At 59.5% G+C, this 16,296-nt stretch carries 15 protein-coding genes; 7 read left to right on the top strand and 8 right to left on the bottom strand.

The window, feature by feature from the left end:
• Nucleotides 1–53 precede the first annotated feature (53 nt).
• From K529_RS01895 to K529_RS01885, 3 genes are all read right to left on the bottom strand, one after another.
• Nucleotides 54–1,475, bottom strand: a complete 1,422-nt coding sequence (locus K529_RS01895) for an alkaline phosphatase D family protein (protein WP_005614364.1) — start codon at nt 1,473–1,475, stop codon at nt 54–56.
• Between the two features lie 311 nt (nt 1,476–1,786).
• Nucleotides 1,787–2,485, bottom strand: coding sequence for a fumarylacetoacetate hydrolase family protein (locus tag K529_RS01890; protein WP_005614361.1), 699 nt, complete (start codon nt 2,483–2,485; stop codon nt 1,787–1,789).
• 261 nt (nt 2,486–2,746) lie between these two features.
• Nucleotides 2,747–4,414, bottom strand: coding sequence for a BCCT family transporter (locus K529_RS01885; RefSeq protein ID WP_005614357.1), 1,668 nt, complete (start codon nt 4,412–4,414; stop codon nt 2,747–2,749).
• A 402-nt stretch (nt 4,415–4,816) separates the two neighbouring features.
• Between K529_RS01885 and K529_RS01880 the strand changes: the two genes are divergently transcribed.
• Nucleotides 4,817–5,596: an HAD-IIB family hydrolase gene (locus K529_RS01880; protein ID WP_005614351.1), complete on the top strand. Its 780-nt coding sequence runs from the start codon at nt 4,817–4,819 to the stop codon at nt 5,594–5,596.
• On the top strand, nt 5,589–6,815 hold the full coding sequence (locus K529_RS01875) for a glycosyltransferase family protein (protein ID WP_005614347.1): 1,227 nt from the start codon (nt 5,589–5,591) through the stop codon (nt 6,813–6,815). The genes K529_RS01880 and K529_RS01875 overlap by 8 nt, the downstream gene beginning before the upstream one ends.
• 26 nt (nt 6,816–6,841) lie before the next feature.
• Here K529_RS01875 and K529_RS01870 read toward each other — a convergent pair whose 3' ends face one another.
• The 3 genes from K529_RS01870 to K529_RS01860 form a co-directional block, all read right to left on the bottom strand.
• Complete coding sequence (locus K529_RS01870) at nt 6,842–7,333, bottom strand: GNAT family N-acetyltransferase (protein ID WP_005614344.1); 492 nt, start codon at nt 7,331–7,333, stop codon at nt 6,842–6,844.
• Between the two features lie 106 nt (nt 7,334–7,439).
• Nucleotides 7,440–7,697 (bottom strand): YjhX family toxin, encoded by a 258-nt coding sequence (locus K529_RS01865; protein WP_005614342.1) that lies wholly within the window; start codon nt 7,695–7,697, stop codon nt 7,440–7,442.
• A gap of 184 nt (nt 7,698–7,881) precedes the next feature.
• The gene (locus K529_RS01860; protein ID WP_005614340.1) at nt 7,882–9,615 is read right to left on the bottom strand and encodes an alpha-amylase family glycosyl hydrolase; all 1,734 of its coding nucleotides are present in this window, start codon (nt 9,613–9,615) and stop codon (nt 7,882–7,884) included.
• 329 nt (nt 9,616–9,944) lie between these two features.
• On the opposite strand from K529_RS01860, the gene gap reads away from it, so the two are divergent.
• A complete protein-coding gene (gene gap, locus K529_RS01855) occupies nt 9,945–10,949 on the top strand; it encodes a type I glyceraldehyde-3-phosphate dehydrogenase (RefSeq protein WP_005614339.1) in 1,005 nt (334 codons plus the stop codon).
• 137 nt (nt 10,950–11,086) lie between these two features.
• Here the strand turns inward: gap and K529_RS01850 are convergent, their stop codons facing one another.
• Both K529_RS01850 and K529_RS01845 read right to left on the bottom strand, forming a co-directional pair.
• Complete coding sequence (locus K529_RS01850; RefSeq protein WP_005614338.1) at nt 11,087–11,722, bottom strand: ChrR family anti-sigma-E factor; 636 nt, start codon at nt 11,720–11,722, stop codon at nt 11,087–11,089.
• On the bottom strand, nt 11,719–12,276 hold the full coding sequence (locus tag K529_RS01845; protein ID WP_040641702.1) for a sigma-70 family RNA polymerase sigma factor: 558 nt from the start codon (nt 12,274–12,276) through the stop codon (nt 11,719–11,721). The genes K529_RS01850 and K529_RS01845 overlap by 4 nt, the downstream gene beginning before the upstream one ends.
• Before the next feature lie 247 nt (nt 12,277–12,523).
• Between K529_RS01845 and K529_RS01840 the strand changes: the two genes are divergently transcribed.
• The 4 genes from K529_RS01840 to K529_RS01825 are packed head-to-tail and all read left to right on the top strand — an operon-like array spanning nt 12,524 to nt 16,296.
• Nucleotides 12,524–13,834: an NAD(P)/FAD-dependent oxidoreductase gene (locus K529_RS01840; protein WP_005614335.1), complete on the top strand. Its 1,311-nt coding sequence runs from the start codon at nt 12,524–12,526 to the stop codon at nt 13,832–13,834.
• A complete protein-coding gene (locus K529_RS01835; RefSeq protein ID WP_005614333.1) occupies nt 13,831–14,604 on the top strand; it encodes a DUF1365 domain-containing protein in 774 nt (257 codons plus the stop codon). The genes K529_RS01840 and K529_RS01835 overlap by 4 nt, the downstream gene beginning before the upstream one ends.
• A complete protein-coding gene (locus tag K529_RS01830; protein WP_005614330.1) occupies nt 14,604–15,764 on the top strand; it encodes an SAM-dependent methyltransferase in 1,161 nt (386 codons plus the stop codon). The genes K529_RS01835 and K529_RS01830 overlap by 1 nt, the downstream gene beginning before the upstream one ends.
• On the top strand, nt 15,754–16,296 hold the full coding sequence (locus tag K529_RS01825) for a hypothetical protein (RefSeq protein ID WP_005614328.1): 543 nt from the start codon (nt 15,754–15,756) through the stop codon (nt 16,294–16,296). Before K529_RS01830 ends, K529_RS01825 begins: the two co-directional genes overlap by 11 nt.

Raw genomic sequence — 16,296 nt, 5'->3', positions numbered from 1 at the left:
AAAATTCAGAAAAATTTCGCAAAGGTGAAAGCACCTGTTACGCCACTGTGACGCTATTCCAGCGCCATTGGCTCGGTGTCGCCGCTGTCTTCGAGGTGCCAGACCGCGTGCCAAGTGCCGCCGGTGCGCCGCAGTTCCAGATAGTTGCGCTCTGCGGTGTAGCGGTGTTTTTGCCCCGGAAGCGGATGGATGCGGATCGGATGCCCCGACACCGGCGCATCGCCCAGACCGGCAAGCGTGCCAAGACTGCGCGCATAGCCCTGTGGCGGCGCGCGATGCGCAATGCCCGAAGCCACAAGCTGATGCACGCGCATCTCATCGGGGCCCATCTCCGCGCGGGTGGCAAGGTGGATTTCTCCCGACAGAACCGTCACCGGGGCAGTCTCGCGCCACTTCAGAACCTGTTTCAGCATCCGCACCCATTCGTCGCGATGCGCACGGCTTTGCCACTGGTCGCGCAGGTCATCCTCGTATTTCTGCATCGTCGGGATCATCATCATGAGCCCCTCAACCAGCGAGAGCCGCGGCCCCAGCAAAGGAACGCTGGAGATCAGGAAAGTATGCTCCGTGCCCGGCTCCATGGCCTCGGTGGCGGACCAGCCATAGGCTCCCATGACCTGACGCCGTCCCCGCTCAGCGCGCAAATCCGGTGCCAGCAATGTCACCCCCGGCAAGGCCCGCTGCCACGAAAGCGAGGTGCCGGTCTTATCCAGAAACAGATCGGGGATATCGGCCTCGATGGCGGCGTGCTGAAACAAGAGGTACATTTCCCGTGCCACCCGGTAGAGACGCTGGCCCACTTCTGAGTAGGTTTTGCTCCGATAGAGCGATCCCCAGCCGTCGCAAATATCGTGATCGTCCCAAATCGCCAGTGTTGGCACCCGTGCCATAATCCATCTTGGTGCCTCGCCAAACAGGGCCTGCACATAACGCTCGGCAAAGCGCTGGCGCAAATGTTCCGCCAGATCCTCCAGTTCTTCGGCGTTGCGGGGGCGATCCACTTTGTCTGGCCAGTCTTCGCTGAGGGGATGGCCCTGCGTGGCCTCATCGGCGTAGATTTGATCGCCCCCTTGCAAAAGCAGCGCAAAAGGCGCGCGGCGATGCTCGTCACACATATGCGCCCACATCAGGTTGCGTTCTTCCTGATCGCGGTCCAGATCCCCTTCTTCCTCGCCATTGCAGGAGGCAAAGGCGATGCGCATGTCGCCTGTCAGGTCGGTCTGCACGCTATAGCTCTGATCGCCGAGGTGATAGGTGCCGTTGCTTTGTGTGAGGGTGAAATCATAGCGCCAGATGGCGTTGCGGCCGATCTCTCGCAAGAGTTTTGGCCTATGCTGTGCGTCACCCACTTCCAACAGATCGGGCTCTTCGCCAATCGGGAGCAAGACCATTGCTGCAACCTGCAGCGCGTCTCCCTTGAGCCCCCGATAATACAGGATAGGCCCTAGCCGCGCCGCTTCGAATTCAACAGTCATATGTCCCTCTTCTAAGTTGAGCGCGGTGTCGTTTGTCCAGACATAGGGTCTGATCTGCAGCGTGGAAACCCTCAGACACATTTGCCCCGGATCACATGCGCGCCATCGGTCTATGAGGGAACGCGACCTGCGCTTCTGGGTTCCGAGATTTTCAAACACGTGCCCTGCCCAGACCCGACATCCCGCCAGATACCTCAAGGGGTTTCGAATGCTGACGCATCCGACCGGAGCGCAGGCGCGCGGCCTGACGGCCGCGCGCCTGCGCTCTCCTCAATAGCCGATATGCTACTTTATCTGAGGTAATCCGTGCTTCAGGTCACCTGCACCACCAGCGGTGTAAGCCCCTCATATGTCAGCTCTAACCTGTCGCCCGGCACCACCGGCCCCACCCCCGAGGGCGTACCGGTCAGGATCACGTCGCCTGCGGCCAATGTGTAATACTGCGACAGATGCGCAATCATTTCCGGGATTTTCCAGATCATCTGGTTGAGGTCGCCTTGCTGGCGTGGCTCTCCGTTGACCATGAGCGTCAGCTCACCCGCCTCAGGGTGGCCAAGCGTGCTGGCCGGGGTCAGAGGGGCCACGGGCGCAGCATGTTCGAAGGATTTGCCGATTTCCCATGGGCGGCCCGCCTTTTTGGCGACGCCTTGTAAATCACGCCTCGTCATGTCGAGCGCCAGCGCATAGCCCCAGACGTGATCGAGCGCGTCCTCTTGCGCGATACTCTGGCCTCCCTTGCCCAGCGCAACCAGCAGCTCTGCCTCGTGGTGGACGTCATTGCTCATCACCGGATAGGGAAAACGGCCAGACGTATCGAGGCTGTCGGGGGTTTTCTGAAAAAAGAAAGGAGGTTCGCGGTCAGGATCATGGCCCATCTCAATCGCATGGGCAGCGTAATTGCGGCCAATGCAATAGACCCGGCGCACGGGAAAGACCGCCGCGCTGCCCGCAATGGGTAATGCGGCTTGTGGCGGTGGCGCGATGACATATTCGGGCTGCGAGGCAGGCATAAGCGATCCTTTTCTCTTTGTTACAAGAAGAGATAGAGGCTTTGCCTGCGCAGGCCAAGGCTTGACGCGCCAGACATGTGGCGATCAAGATTCGCCCGCCCGGCCCCCTGTGGCACGCAGCGACAACGCCCGCTTAACACATTGATAATCATGCGGAATGCCCACTGACCTATTGTTTCGTGTGCGAAACAATAGGTCAGTAACATTGCCTTTTCACCAAGCACCGCCTGCGACGGCGCGCGGGTTTCAAACCTGAAAGGTTTACTCGCCCGCAATCTGATCCGCAGTCACAGGCAACCCCGCGCGTCCCCGGATGCTGTCACGGATGATCGCCTTGATCAAAGCCACCCCCATCAGTGCCATCACAACGGAGAATGGCAATGCGCCGATGATCATTGCGGTCTGAATTGCACCAAGCCCGCCGATGATCAGCAAGGCCCCCACAACCAGCGCCAGTGCCGCCCCCCAAAAGATGATATGTGGCCGTGCCTTTGGCCCCTCATCACCCGCGGCATTGATGGTGTTGATGATCAACACGGCAGAATCTGCCGAGGTGACCAGATAGGTCATCAACAGGATCGCCACCACGACCGAGAACGCCCAGGCGAGCCCATCACTCAGCAAAACCGCAAGCGTTGCATAAAGCTGATCGGAGAGCCCCGTACCAAGAATTGCGCCCTCTGCCACACCAGAAAGCTCCAGATCGATGGCAGTGCCGCCGATCAGGGCGAACCAGACGAAACACATCACGGACGGCACCAACATCGCACCAAAGACATACTCGCGGATGGTGCGTCCACGTGAAATTCGGGCAAGGAACAGGCCGACAAATGGCGCGAATGCGATCCACCATGCCCAGTAAAAGATGGTCCAGCTGCCTTGCCAGCTCTCTAGAGCGGCACCGGTGGCAGTGCCATCATCACTCCAGACCGTGAACAACATGCGAGGAAACGCAACGAGGTAGTCATAAATCCCGGTCGCCAGCGCAGAGAGACCAAACACGGTCGAGCCAAAAAATAGGAAAAAGGCGAGCAGAAAGAAGCTTAGCGCCATATTGATATTGGAGAGCCACTTGATCCCCTTGCCCACGCCGGAAAGAGCCGAAAGGGTCGAGGCGCCCATGATGATCACCAGCGACAGCACGATCGCCACCACAGAGGCCTTTTGCGTGCCGTCGGCCTCTGTCACCAAAAGCCAGTCCCCAAACCCGATACGGCTGAGGCCCGCGACAAATTGCTCGACACCAAAACCAAGCGTTTGCGCCACGCCAAGCACGGTTGCAATGACCGCAACCACATCCACCGCGTGACCCGCGTATCCCGACAGCCGATCCCCGAACAAAGGTGTGAGCGCCGACCGGATCGTGAGCGGCAACCCCCGGCGATATGCAAAAAATGCCAACGCCAGACCGGTCAACGCATAGGCCCCCCAAGGTGACAGCCCCCAATGCAAGAAGGCCCATTTATAGGCCGAACGCACCGTTTCTGCGCTGCCTCCTTCGACCAGCCCCTTGATGACATCGGGGTTGTTTTGGAAATGATAGATCGGCTCTCCGGTGGCATAGGTCAAAACACCAATCCCCATGCCGGCACCAAACATCATCGAGAACCACGAAAACGCCGAGAATTCCGGCCTCTCATGCTCTGCACCAAGCCGCAAACGACCCGATGTGGGCCAGATCGCAAGCCCAAGGCTGACCACCACGAAAAAGGCCACAACACAAACATACCAGTAGTTGAAACTGGCAAGGATCACCCCGTTGAGATGCGACAGCACACCTGCCGCCTGATTGGGAAAGGCCACGGCCCACAAGATCAAGGCGGCGACGAGGATTTTGGCCGTGATGGTCACATCCTTGGTAAAGCCTTTGTAAAACCCGCTATCGGCAGTTTTGATCTCTAGCTCCGTCAAAGGAGGTTTAAGCGGCATGACGGTGAGTCCTCTCTGTTGGAAAAGCGGTACACTGTACCTTTTGGTTGCCACCGCAGCATAAATGCGCGTGTGGATTGCATGAGCGTCCTGCTTTGCCAGCGCGCGCGCCCGTGGTGATCCGACAAGAATTCGCGCCAATGCGTCATGACACTGGTCCGTGATTTCGGCAGATGTCGCGAAGCTGAAAGCCCTGTCGTAAAGCCGCATATGCATCTTTGCTGCGGCGCAGCGAATCTCAAACCTCCATTGATCTGCACAAAAAACATGCAATTTTTGAGATTTGCTGCATTTGGGATCACGGCGCAGGCGGGGATCTTTGCGCCGGTCGAATCTGCTCCTTAGACTTGAAGCAGACCCTGAACGCGCCTTCTTGGTGCGGCCTTACACTGAGACCACCCTATGCCCCGGCTTCTTGTTTTCAGCGATCTCGACGGCACATTGCTGGATCACACAACATACACCTATGCCCCTGCCCGTCCGGCCTTGGCGGCGCTGCGCACGCGGGATGCTCTGGTGATCCTTGCAAGCTCAAAAACCGCAGCTGAGTTGCTGCCGTTGCATCAAGAGCTCGATCTGGGCGAGGCTCCGATGATCGTGGAAAACGGTGCCGCCTGCCTGACCCCGTCAGAGATCGACGGTCGCGATACGGTCTACCGTAAACTACGCGCTTTGCTGTCCACTCTCGACGCGCCGTTCACGGGATTTGGCGATATGTCAGTGGATGAGGTTGCCACGCTCACCGGGTTGCCACGCCCTGCCGCTGCGCGCGCCAAAGCCCGCCAGTTCAGCGAGCCGGGCCTTTGGCGGGGGGACGCGGATCAAAAGGCACAGTTCATCGCCAAGCTGGCACAAGCGGGGATCACCGCCCGAGAGGGGGGGCGGTTTCTGACGCTGTCTTATGGCGCGTCAAAAGCCGATCAGATGCAGCGTATCTGTCGTCAGAATGCGCCCTGTTTCACCATTGCTCTGGGCGACGCGCCCAATGATGCCGAGATGATCGCCGCTGCAGATCGCGGCGTTCTGGTGCGCAACGACCATGGCCCGGACCTTGCCGATTTCCCTATTGGAACGCGCATTTTACGCACCGATCTGCCGGGCCCAGAGGGCTGGTGTGCCGCAATCCTGCACCTCCTCTGCGACTGGGACCAATACCAAAAAGGAGCCGCACCCCATGGCTGACTTTCATCAGAACGGCAATATCGCCCAATTCCATAACCTGCGCAGCCGTCCGGTTGAGGAATTGGAATATGAACTCACAACCTTTGCCCAGACCCGCAAAATCTCTCTGATCCTGCCTTGTCTTTATTCGGAACTTGAAGGCCCTGCCCTGCGCCCCATCCTCGATGAGCTGGCCCGCGTCCCCTATCTGCATCACATCGTGATCGGTCTGGATCGCGCCAATGAGGCTGAGTACCGCCATGCCCGCAGATATTTCTCCTCCCTGCCCCAAAACCACCGGGTGCTGTGGAACGACAGCCCAAGGATGCAGAACCTGGGCGCGCGTCTCGCCGAACAGGGGCTCGCCCCGCCAGAGCCGGGCAAAGGCAAAAACGTCTGGTCCTGCATCGGGTATCTTCTGGCACAGGCCGAGAGTTCGGTTGTGGCGATCCATGATTGCGACATCACCACCTATTCCAAAGAGATGCTGGCGCGGCTGGTTTATCCGGTGGCGCATCCGGCATTCTCCTATCAACTCTCCAAGGGATTTTATGCCCGCGTCGGCGGCAGCAAACTGAATGGCCGCGTCTCACGCCTGCTGGTTTCTCCGCTGCTGATCGCACTCAAACGCACAATTGGCGATCGCGACTACATCGACTACCTGCGCAGCTTTCGCTACCCGCTCTCTGGTGAAATGGCTCTGCGCGCGCCCTTATTGCCAGATCTGCGCATCCCCTCAGACTGGGGGCTGGAAATCGGCGTCCTGTCGGAGGCTTGGCGAAACTTGGGCCGCAAGGCGGTCTGTCAGGTGGAGATTGCCGACAATTACGACCACAAACACCAGTCCCTCAGCCCCGAGGACGCCTCCGCAGGGCTCAACCGGATGTCGACGGATATCTGCAAAGCCATCTTTCGCAAACTCGCCGCCGATGGCACGGTATTTACCCCCAATGTGTTTCGCACGCTAAAGGCGACCTATTATCGCTCGGCGCTCGATCTGCTGGAGGCCTATTCTCACGACGCCATCATGAATGGCTTAGACATGGACCGCCACGGCGAAGAAAAAATGGTGGAGATGTTTGCCAATAACATCATGAGCGCAGGGCAGGTGTTTCTGGACAACCCCCATGAAACCCCCTTCATCCCGAATTGGAACCGTATCCATTCCGCCAATCCGAGCTTCCTTGCGGACCTCAAAGCCGCCGCCCTCGCGGATGAGGCGGACTACGCCCCGGAATGATCCGGGGCGCAGACCTGTCGATGTGATCACCCAAACGCGGGGTGATAGGCGACCTCTCCCTGCGGGATGTCACCGCGCAAAGCCCGCGCCATGAAATACGCCGCAGGCACGCCCGGCAATACCAGCTCTGCTCGCGCGGCAAACCCGAAGCGTGCGTAATAGGCAGGCTCTCCCAGCAAAACCACGCCAGCGGCGCCCGCTCGTTCAAGGTGCTCAAGCCCTGCGCGGATCAGCGCAGATCCAATCCCCTGCCCTTGCCGCGCTGGCAATACAGACACCGGCCCGAGCCCCAGCCAGCCCAGATCCTCACCAGAGATGGTGACGGGTGAAAAGGCCACATGGCCAAGGATCTCCCCCGCCTCCTCGGCAACCAACGACAGCTGCAAGGCCCCCGCGTCACGCAACCGTTGCACGATCATTGGCTCGCTGCCATCCCCATGTGGATGATCTGCAAAGGCCACAGCCGTCAGATCATGTATCGCGGCCTCATCTCCGCGTCTTTCCTGTCGAATATGCACTCAAAACCCTTTCTTCTAACTCCAAATATCCCGGGGAGCGCGAGGGGCTGGCCCCTCGCATACCCACACGAGCATGAGAGAGCCGCCCCCCACGCTCCCCCTCACGTCATCGATTGTCCAACTGTGATCGCACCGAACGTCGCCCCTTGTCTGAGATCCGATAAGGGCTGGAGCACTTGCTCTCCACAAGCCGCTTACGCCGGAGTTTCTGAAAGATCTCGAGCGTGCAATTGGTCAGGATCAGCCCGTCACGGGTATAGCAGATCACCTCAGTGACCCGACCATTGGCGGCGCGTTCATAAAGGATGCGCCCACCCTGCGCCAACGCGTGCAACACGCGCTGTTCGTTTTTGGAAATATTCATTGAATGTTGCCTGTGATTGAACCACGTCAAACCGGCACGCGCAGGCCAAAGCGCCGCGCCTGCGCGGGTGTGACAGGTCTCGGATGAGCCGAACCTGTCAGCGGGTGGTTGCAATCTCCAACATCAACAATTCCCTAGTCTGGAGGGGCATTTGCCCTCTCGTATCACCGCAAGGGCCCCTGTCTCAACCCTGATTGGTGATCCAGCGACACTGATAGGGCGCTAGTGTGATCTCTGCATCGCTGGCAAACGCCTCAGTCGACAACAGATCCCGCCAATGCTCGCCTTCAATCAGGTTCAGCGCACCGGGCGGCAAAATCACCGCCTCTCCGCTCACGTTATGCAACGCAAAAATCGACTGCGCCCGGTCCAAAGACTGCCGCCACAGGGCAAACACCCGATCATCCAACTGCAATGTGAACTGCGTGGCATTGGGGTGAAATGCTGCCTGTTTTGCCCGGATCTTTAGCCGCTCAGACAGGACCATCAACACCCGCGACTGATCGCTTTGTGCATCTGCAAGGCGGGTTTTTAACTCCGGATAATCCCATCGATGCCGGTTGATCGCCCGGTTCATACCACGCCGCTCAACCGCTTCATGATCATTCGCCGTCGCAAGCATCGCATGGATATAAAACGCCGGAATACCCTCAAGCCCCATCGGGATCGTCTGCGCGCAGATAAACCGCTCCACTTTCGACCCTTCACCTCCCTCAAACGTGCGGCTCAACGCATCAAAATAGGTGCAATTCACCTCATAAGGGGCCTCACCGCCACCGGGCAGACTGCGCATCGAGACCAGACCACCGCCGGCCCGCACACAGTCAATCATCTGATCGATCTCGCCTTGTGGGAGCACGCCCTCCGCAGGGCGCATGCCGATCCCGTCGTGGCTTGCAGTGAAGTTCAGATAAGCACAGCCCAAAGGCGCTGGCGGCATCGCGCGCGCCCACTTCAGCAAATACCGGGCCGACCCTGCCATCATTGCATGCAGGATCAGCGGTGGCAGCGGAAAATTATAAACCACATGCGCTTCATTGCGATTTCCAAAATAGCTGAGGTTTTCAGCGCGCGGCACGTTGGTTTCGGTCAACAGAACCACCGTCTCCGTCGCGTAATCCGCCAATAGCCGCAGCAGTTGAACGATCGCGTGGGTTTCAGCCAAATGGATCGAAGATGTCCCCACCTGTTTCCAGATAAACGCCACCGCATCGAGCCGGACAATCCGCACCCCCTGATCGATATGCAAACGGATAATGCGCAGGATCTCCAGCAGCACCTCGGGGTTTTCAAAATTCAGATCGACCTGATCGTGACTGAAGGTACACCAGACATGTTTCGGACCACTGGAGGTCGCCACCTCCTGCAGCAATGGGGTTGTGCGCGGACGCACCACGGCGCTTAGATCGTCTTCTGGCAAGGCCTCGTAAAAGAACCGATCAAATGGTGCCTGCTCCTGCCGATAAGCATTGAACCACGGGCTCTGCGACGACACGTGATTAAGCACCATATCCGACATCAAATGAAACGCGCCGCCAATGCGGCGAATGTCGGCCCAGTCACCAAGCTCCGGGTTCACCTTGCGGTAATCCGTCACCGCAAACCCATCATCAGAGGTAAATGGAAAAAACGGCAGGACATGCACCCCATTCACCACGCCCTTCATATTGGTCAGCAGAAAGTCGTGCAGCAAATCCAGCGGCTTATGCGCACCGTCCCGAATAGAGTTGCCATAGGTGATCAGCAGTGCATCGCCTTCGGACCAGAGCGAATTACCGGGCGCGCGCGGGCGTTTGCGCCGGTGGGTGCCTTCGGGCCAAAAGGCCTCGACCACTTTTGAGCCGAGGATTTCAGCGTCCAGATCCGGATAGATCCGGTGTAAGAGTTGCGACAGTCTCGCAGCAAAGGACGTGGCCATCATTCTCCCTCTCTGCACGCGCGCGCAGCATGTCCCCAATCTGCGCCAACCCATGCAGGCGCGTTTCAATCCTATGAGCCACAAATCGCTCGGGCAAATTCTGCGCCTCAGAAACCGAGCCCGCACAGCGTATTTGACCAATTTACGGGCATATTCCGCGCAACCTGGCCTATCTGCGCTATTCTCAGCATGAAGCCCCTATCTCGACCAGCCCGGCGCTCACGTCACGGGGCTTGATTGGCAGCTTCGTTAGCGTTAACGATAGCCGCGAGTGATAGCGGTACCAGCTTCGGTGCCGTGCCCGGAAACCCAACCGGAGTTATTGGCAAATGACCCTTAAGATCGCGATCAATGGATTTGGCCGGATTGGCCGCAACGTGCTGCGCGCGCTGTTGGAAAACGACACCACCGACGTCGAAGTGGTGGCAATCAACGACCTCGCGCCCCCCGCCACCCAAGTTCACCTGCTGAAATTCGACAGCGTGCATGGCCGCCTCAACGCCGATGTCACGGTCGAGGGCGACACGATGAAAGTGGGCCGTCATGAAATTCGCCTGACCGCGATCCGCAACCCCGAAGAGCTGCCGTGGTCTGATGTGGATATCGCCTATGAATGCACCGGCCTCTTCACCAGTCGTGAAAAAGCGGCCATGCATCTGAAGAACGGCTCCAAACGGGTGCTGATCTCTGCACCGGGCACCGAGGTCGACCGCACCGTGGTCTTTGGCGTCAATGACCAAGACCTCACCGCAGATGATATCGTGGTCTCCAATGCGTCCTGCACCACCAACTGCCTCGCACCGGTGGCAAAGGTGCTGGACGATGCCTTTGGCATCAAGACGGGCTATATGACCACAATCCACGCCTACACGGGCGACCAGCCGACCCATGACACAACCCACAAGGATCTCTACCGCGCCCGCGCGGCAGCATTGTCGATGATCCCGACCTCCACGGGCGCAGCGCGGGCCATTTCCCTCGTGCTGCCGCACCTGAAGGGTCGCCTCGAAGGTTCCGCCATCCGCGTGCCCACCCCGAATGTCTCGGTTGTGGACCTGACCTTCCAACCCGAGCGCGCCGCTTCTGTTGAGGGGATCAATGCCGCCATTGAGGCCGCCTCAAAAGAGGGTCCGCTCAAGGGTGTCCTCGGCTACGAGGAGGCGCCGCTGGTCTCCATCGACTTCAACCACGACAAACGCTCCTCGATCTTTGCCGCACCACAAACAGCCGTGACCTCCGAGGGTCTGGTGCGCTTGGTCAGCTGGTATGACAACGAATGGGGCTTTTCCAACCGGATGATCGACACCGGTCGCGCCATGGGCAAATTTCTCTGACCCAAACCGGGCAGGACATTCATAACAAAAGGGCCACAGCAGATGCGGTGGTCCTTTTTTTCGAGTTCTTCTAACCAAAAATATCCCGGAGCGCGAGGCAGAGCCTCGCATCCCAAAGCTGACATCAGCGCAAGGTGTCAGATCCGGAAAATCGGCTGCAACAGGCGCGGCACAAAAGAGCGGAACCGCAGCGATGCATCGGTCGCCGCCAGGCAGATACAGGCAGGACCGTCCTCGGCGATCGGCTCATGCTCCAGATCACCATCGGCCACCTCCACATCTCCAACGCCAAAGCGGCCCGTCTCATCCCGAAACGCCCCCTGTAGAACCATGGTCAGTTCCAGCCCGTTGTGACCGTGATCCGGCACCCCTTGCCCGCCGGGAATGTAAAGCAGGCGCACACTGCCGCTGCGGTCGTGATCCAAGATCATCTGCCGCACCCCTAGACCCAAAGGCTTCCATTTGGGGGGCAGACCGCCCAGCGCTTCCATAACCGGGGCCGGGAAAATACCTGAGCGATCATAGCGTTGTTCAAGGGCGACCGGGTCGTCCAACGCATCAAACAACCGCCCCTTGAGATCAGAAGACACCTCCGTTACCGGCATGTCATCCAAAAGTGCGCCGCCCAATGTCTCATGCGCGCCAAGCCGGGCGCGACATTCGTCACACATGGACACATGCGCTGCCACCACCAGCGAAAAAGCCTTCGTCAGGCTTCCCGCCGCATAGGCGATCAGCAACTCATCAGGGATGTGGTGCGTAATGCCCGTCATTTGCGTTCCGTTCCCTTCAACTCGTGACGCAGTTTTTCCAGCCCCAGCCGGATGCGCGATTTGATGGTGCCCAGCGGCAGGCCTGTTTCGGCCCTGATCTCCGCATGGGTCAACTCGCCCAGATAGGCGCGTTCCACCATGTCACGCTGCGCGGGCTTCAATGTCTTTAATGCCGCGCGCAAAGCCTGCGTTTCCTGTTCCAGCGCCACCACTTGTGACGCGTCATCCTCTGTATCCTCGACCGGCTTCAGTTCTTCCGGCACCGGTCGCTTTTCCTTGCGCAATATGTCGATTTGCCGGTTGCGGGCGATCTGGTAGATCCACGCAGAGACCTGCGCGCGACCGGGGTCAAACATATGCGCTTTGCGCCAGACCGTGAGCATCACGTCCTGCACAATGTCTTCCGCCTGCGCAGGCGGCAGCCCCGAGCGGCAAATGACGCCTTTGAGACGGGGCGCAAAATGGTCGAACAGACGACCAAAAGCCACCTTGTCCCGCTGATCGCGCACCGCCAGCATCCAGACCGTCGTCTCGGAATATGCCTCGCCTGTCACTCTGTCGCTCTCCCGGCAACTGCTTGTGCCCTCGCTCACCCTAGCGGGCGCGACGGGGGCTTCAAGGCTGTCATCGCAAAGAGCGTCAGGAGCTTCAAACATAATTCCACTACGCGCCGGAGATGGAGCTGGATCACAAAAAATCTGCGCCATCGCAAAATCAGCGCATACCCCGACATATTTTTCCGCTTTTTTGATCCGATCTCCTGCCTCGCCTCGTAAGCTCATGAAAACCGATGGAGAATACATGTCCTTTGATGCCCTGCCCTCTCAGCGCCGCCGGATCGCCATTGTCGGCGGTGGCATATCCGGTCTGGCCGCCGCATGGCTCCTTGGTCCACGTCATGACGTGACCATGTTTGAGTCTTCCGCGCGGCTTGGCGGGCATGCACGCACGGTAATGGCAGGCATTCGCGGCGATCAGCCAGTGGATACCGGGTTCATCGTCTTCAACTATGTGAACTACCCGCATCTGACGCGCATGTTCAACGCGCTGGATGTGCCGGTGGTGCGCAGTGACATGTCCTTTGGCGCAACCATCCAGAACGGTGCGGTGGAATACGGGCTGAAGGATATGGGGGCATTGTTTGGTCAGCGCCGCAACCTTGGCCGGCCCGCGTTTTTTGGCATGGTGCGCGATATCCTGCGTTTCAACGCCCGCGCCGAGAGCGTGGCCCGTGATGACAGCACCACCATTGGCGAGATGGTGCAGGAACTGTCTCTGGGCGATTGGTTCCAGCGCTATTACCTGATGCCGATTTGCGGCGCGATCTGGTCCACCCCTCCCGAAGAGATTCGCGCATTCCCAGCCCGCTCTTTGGTGCGGTTTTTTCGCAATCACGCTCTGCTTTCGGCCTCGGGTCAGCATCAGTGGTGGACGGTCAAAGGTGGCAGCCGCGAATACGTCCGCCGCCTGACCCAACATCTGCAAAAGATCGGCGTGGATCTACGTGCAGCCTGCCCGGTGCAATCGGTCGAGCGCACTGAGGATGGCGTCACCCTGCGCCTATCCGAGGGGCGTGTGGAGGGTTTTGACGAGGTAATCTTCGCCTGCCATTCGGATGATGCCCTGCGCCTGCTGGCCCGTCCCACGCCACAGGAACAGGCCACCCTCGGGGTAATGCGCTATCAGGACAATCACATGATCCTGCACCGGGATGCGGGCCAGATGCCCCACCGCCGCGCCTGCTGGTCCTCTTGGGTCTATAAGGCAGATCAGCGTGACAACCGCCCGGCGATTGGCGTCACCTATTGGATGAACCGCTTGCAGAACCTGCCGGAAAATGACCCGCTGTTTGTCTCTCTCAACCCGGTGCAGGACGTAAACCCAAAGCTGATCTATGACGATAAAACCTTTCGCCACCCGGTGTTTGATCGCGCTGCGATCCGGGCACAGGGGGCGGTGCAGGCGATGCAGGGGCAGAACCACACATGGTTTGCGGGAGCCTATCTGCGCCACGGTTTCCATGAGGACGGCTTTGCCAGCGCAGTGCGGGTCGCACGTGGCATCGACGCCCTCTATCAAAGCAACCGCGACGCGGCAGAGATGCTCGCATGAGCACGCCCGGCGACCATACCACACACTGGCCGCAATATCTGGCGGGCACCACCACCCATGCGAGACGTGGCGGCATCCAAAATGCCTTTCGCTACGGGGTGGACTATGTGCTGCTCGACCCAAACTCGCCCCGGGGGCCACTGCTGTTTTCTCGCAATCGCTGGAATCTCGCCTCCGTCATGGATCGCAATCACGGCGGCGCCCCAAAACAGGGACGCGGGCTGACGTGGGCCAAAGAGGTCTTTGAGCACGCAGGGCTTGCTCCGGACGACCTAACCATCCTGCTGCTGACGCAACCCAGTTTCCTTGGCTATATCTTCAACCCCGTGAGCTTTTGGCTCGCCTATGACGGCGATGACCTGCGCGCGGTGATCGCAGAGGTCTCAAACACCTTTGGCGACCGTCACAGTTATCTCTGCGCGCAGCCCGATTTTGCGCCGATCACGGCCAAAACCTACCTGACGGCGCAGAAAATCTTTCACGTCTCCCCCTTTCAGGAGGTCGCGGGCGCGTATCGGTTTACCTTTGATATAACTAAGACACGGATCGCCATCCGCATCGCCCATGAAAACGGCGCGGAGGGCGTGATCGCCACTTTGGTGGGCGATGTGCACGACCTGAACAACGCCCGCCTGATCAAAGCCAGCCTGCGCCGCCCGCTCGGCGCGCTGCGCACTGTTGCGCTGATCTACTGGCAGGCCCTGAAACTCAAACTCAAGGGCGCGCGCTATAGAAGACGCCCGCTTCCGCCCGAACAGGAGGTAAGCTGATGCTGTTCATTACCAACCGCGTGAAACGCGATTTTCTCGACAGTTGCGCCCGGACCCGACGGGGCAGCCTGCGGCTGATCACCCCCGAAGGCGAAACATATGATTTTGGTCAGGGTGAACCGGCGGCCGAGATGCAGGTCAACGACTGGGGCGTGGTGACCGCTCTGGCCTCTCGCGGGGACATCGGGTTGGGGGAAACCTATGTGGCCGGGCTGTGGGAGACACCGTCGATTGAGGCCGTGACGCAAGTGGCGCTCCTGAACCTCGACTATCTTGAGGCCTTTGCCTACCCGAGCCGCCTTGCCACACTGAAGTTTCGCCTCGTGGACCGCATCCTGCGCGCCAATTCCCGTGCCGGGGCCAGCCGCAATATCAAGGCGCATTATGACGTCGGCAATGAGTTCTACCAACTCTGGCTCGATGAAAGCATGACCTATTCTTCGGCCCTGTTTGCCCCCGGTGACAAGACACTGGAGGATGCGCAACACCGCAAATACGACCGCATCCTGAACCGCGCCAGCGATGCCGAACGCATTCTGGAGGTCGGGTGCGGCTGGGGCGGGTTTGCGGAGCGCGCCGCGGATCGCGGACGCCATGTGACCGGCATCACCATTTCCCCGAGCCAACACGGGTTTGCCGATGCACGCCTTGATGGGCGTGCGGAAATCCAGCTCTGTGACTATCGCGATACCAAGGGCAAATTCGACGGCATCGTCTCGATCGAGATGATCGAAGCCGTGGGAGAGCGTTACTGGCCGCAGTATTTCGAGATGCTGAAGGATCGTCTGGCCGAGGGCGGTCGCGCCGTGGTGCAGGCAATCACCGTGCCGGATGCCTATTTCGACATCTACCGCAAGGGATCGGACTATATCCGCCAATATACCTTTCCCGGCGGTATGTTGTTGTCGGATGCCATGATCGCGCATCACGCCGCCAAGGCGGGGCTGAAGGTCACCGACAACTTTGGCTTTGGTCAGGACTACGCCCGCACCTGCCGGATGTGGTCAGAGCGCCTGAGTGCGGCCTCGGACAAGGTGCTCGGTCTGGGCTATGATCAGGGGTTCCTGCGCAACTGGCAATTCTACCTGCAGATCTGCGCGGCATCCTTTGAGACCCGCCAGACCGATGTGGTGCAGGTGGAGCTGACCCATGCGACCTGAGACCGGCCTTGCGACAGTGCTCTCGCTCATTGCAGTGCTATCGATGCTGGCGGCGCTGTCCCTTGCCGCGCCGCTGTTTGCAAGCCCCAGTCCCACCGGTCTAAAGGCGCCAGTGCAGTTGGGTCAGGCCACGCTGCGGTTTCTGGGGTTTGAGATCTATACGGCGACCCTTCATACCGAAGGGGCGGAGCGGTTCGGCTGGGACCAGCCTCTGTCACTGCGGCTGGATTACGCGCGCGGGTTCTCCGATCAGGAACTCCTGCAGGGCACTGAAAAAGAGCTTCAGCGCATCGAAGGGGCACAGCCGGATCAAGCGGTGATGCTGCAGAAGCTCGCCACCTGCTTTCGACCGGTCACAGCCGGGGACAACTACGTCGCAATCGCAACGGCCCCAAATACGGTCGAGATGCGATTGAATGGTCAACGTATCTGCCGGGTCTCGCATCCTGACCTGCGCCGGCGTTTCCTCGGGATCTGGCTGTCACCCAACAGCCGTTCTGCACGGCTGTCGGCACAGTTGCGGGGTGAATAG

Source organism: Tritonibacter mobilis F1926 (assembly GCF_000376545.2).
Taxonomy (GTDB): domain Bacteria; phylum Pseudomonadota; class Alphaproteobacteria; order Rhodobacterales; family Rhodobacteraceae; genus Epibacterium; species Epibacterium mobile.
This window is presented reverse-complemented; position numbering and strand designations above follow the sequence as displayed.

Bases quoted from the DNA above. Each gene is read 5' to 3' on its own strand.
- K529_RS01895 (WP_005614364.1), bottom strand. From the start codon at position 1,475: ATGACTGTTGAATTCGAAGCGGCGCGGCTAGGGCCTATCCTGTATTAT.
- K529_RS01890 (WP_005614361.1), bottom strand. From the start codon at position 2,485: ATGCCTGCCTCGCAGCCCGAATATGTCATCGCGCCACCGCCACAAGCC.
- K529_RS01885 (WP_005614357.1), bottom strand. From the start codon at position 4,414: ATGCCGCTTAAACCTCCTTTGACGGAGCTAGAGATCAAAACTGCCGAT.
- K529_RS01880 (WP_005614351.1), top strand. From the start codon at position 4,817: ATGCCCCGGCTTCTTGTTTTCAGCGATCTCGACGGCACATTGCTGGAT.
- K529_RS01875 (WP_005614347.1), top strand. From the start codon at position 5,589: ATGGCTGACTTTCATCAGAACGGCAATATCGCCCAATTCCATAACCTG.
- K529_RS01865 (WP_005614342.1), bottom strand. From the start codon at position 7,697: ATGAATATTTCCAAAAACGAACAGCGCGTGTTGCACGCGTTGGCGCAG.
- K529_RS01860 (WP_005614340.1), bottom strand. From the start codon at position 9,615: ATGGCCACGTCCTTTGCTGCGAGACTGTCGCAACTCTTACACCGGATC.
- gap (WP_005614339.1), top strand. From the start codon at position 9,945: ATGACCCTTAAGATCGCGATCAATGGATTTGGCCGGATTGGCCGCAAC.
- K529_RS01850 (WP_005614338.1), bottom strand. From the start codon at position 11,722: ATGACGGGCATTACGCACCACATCCCTGATGAGTTGCTGATCGCCTAT.
- K529_RS01840 (WP_005614335.1), top strand. From the start codon at position 12,524: ATGTCCTTTGATGCCCTGCCCTCTCAGCGCCGCCGGATCGCCATTGTC.
- K529_RS01835 (WP_005614333.1), top strand. From the start codon at position 13,831: ATGAGCACGCCCGGCGACCATACCACACACTGGCCGCAATATCTGGCG.
- K529_RS01830 (WP_005614330.1), top strand. From the start codon at position 14,604: ATGCTGTTCATTACCAACCGCGTGAAACGCGATTTTCTCGACAGTTGC.
- K529_RS01825 (WP_005614328.1), top strand. From the start codon at position 15,754: ATGCGACCTGAGACCGGCCTTGCGACAGTGCTCTCGCTCATTGCAGTG.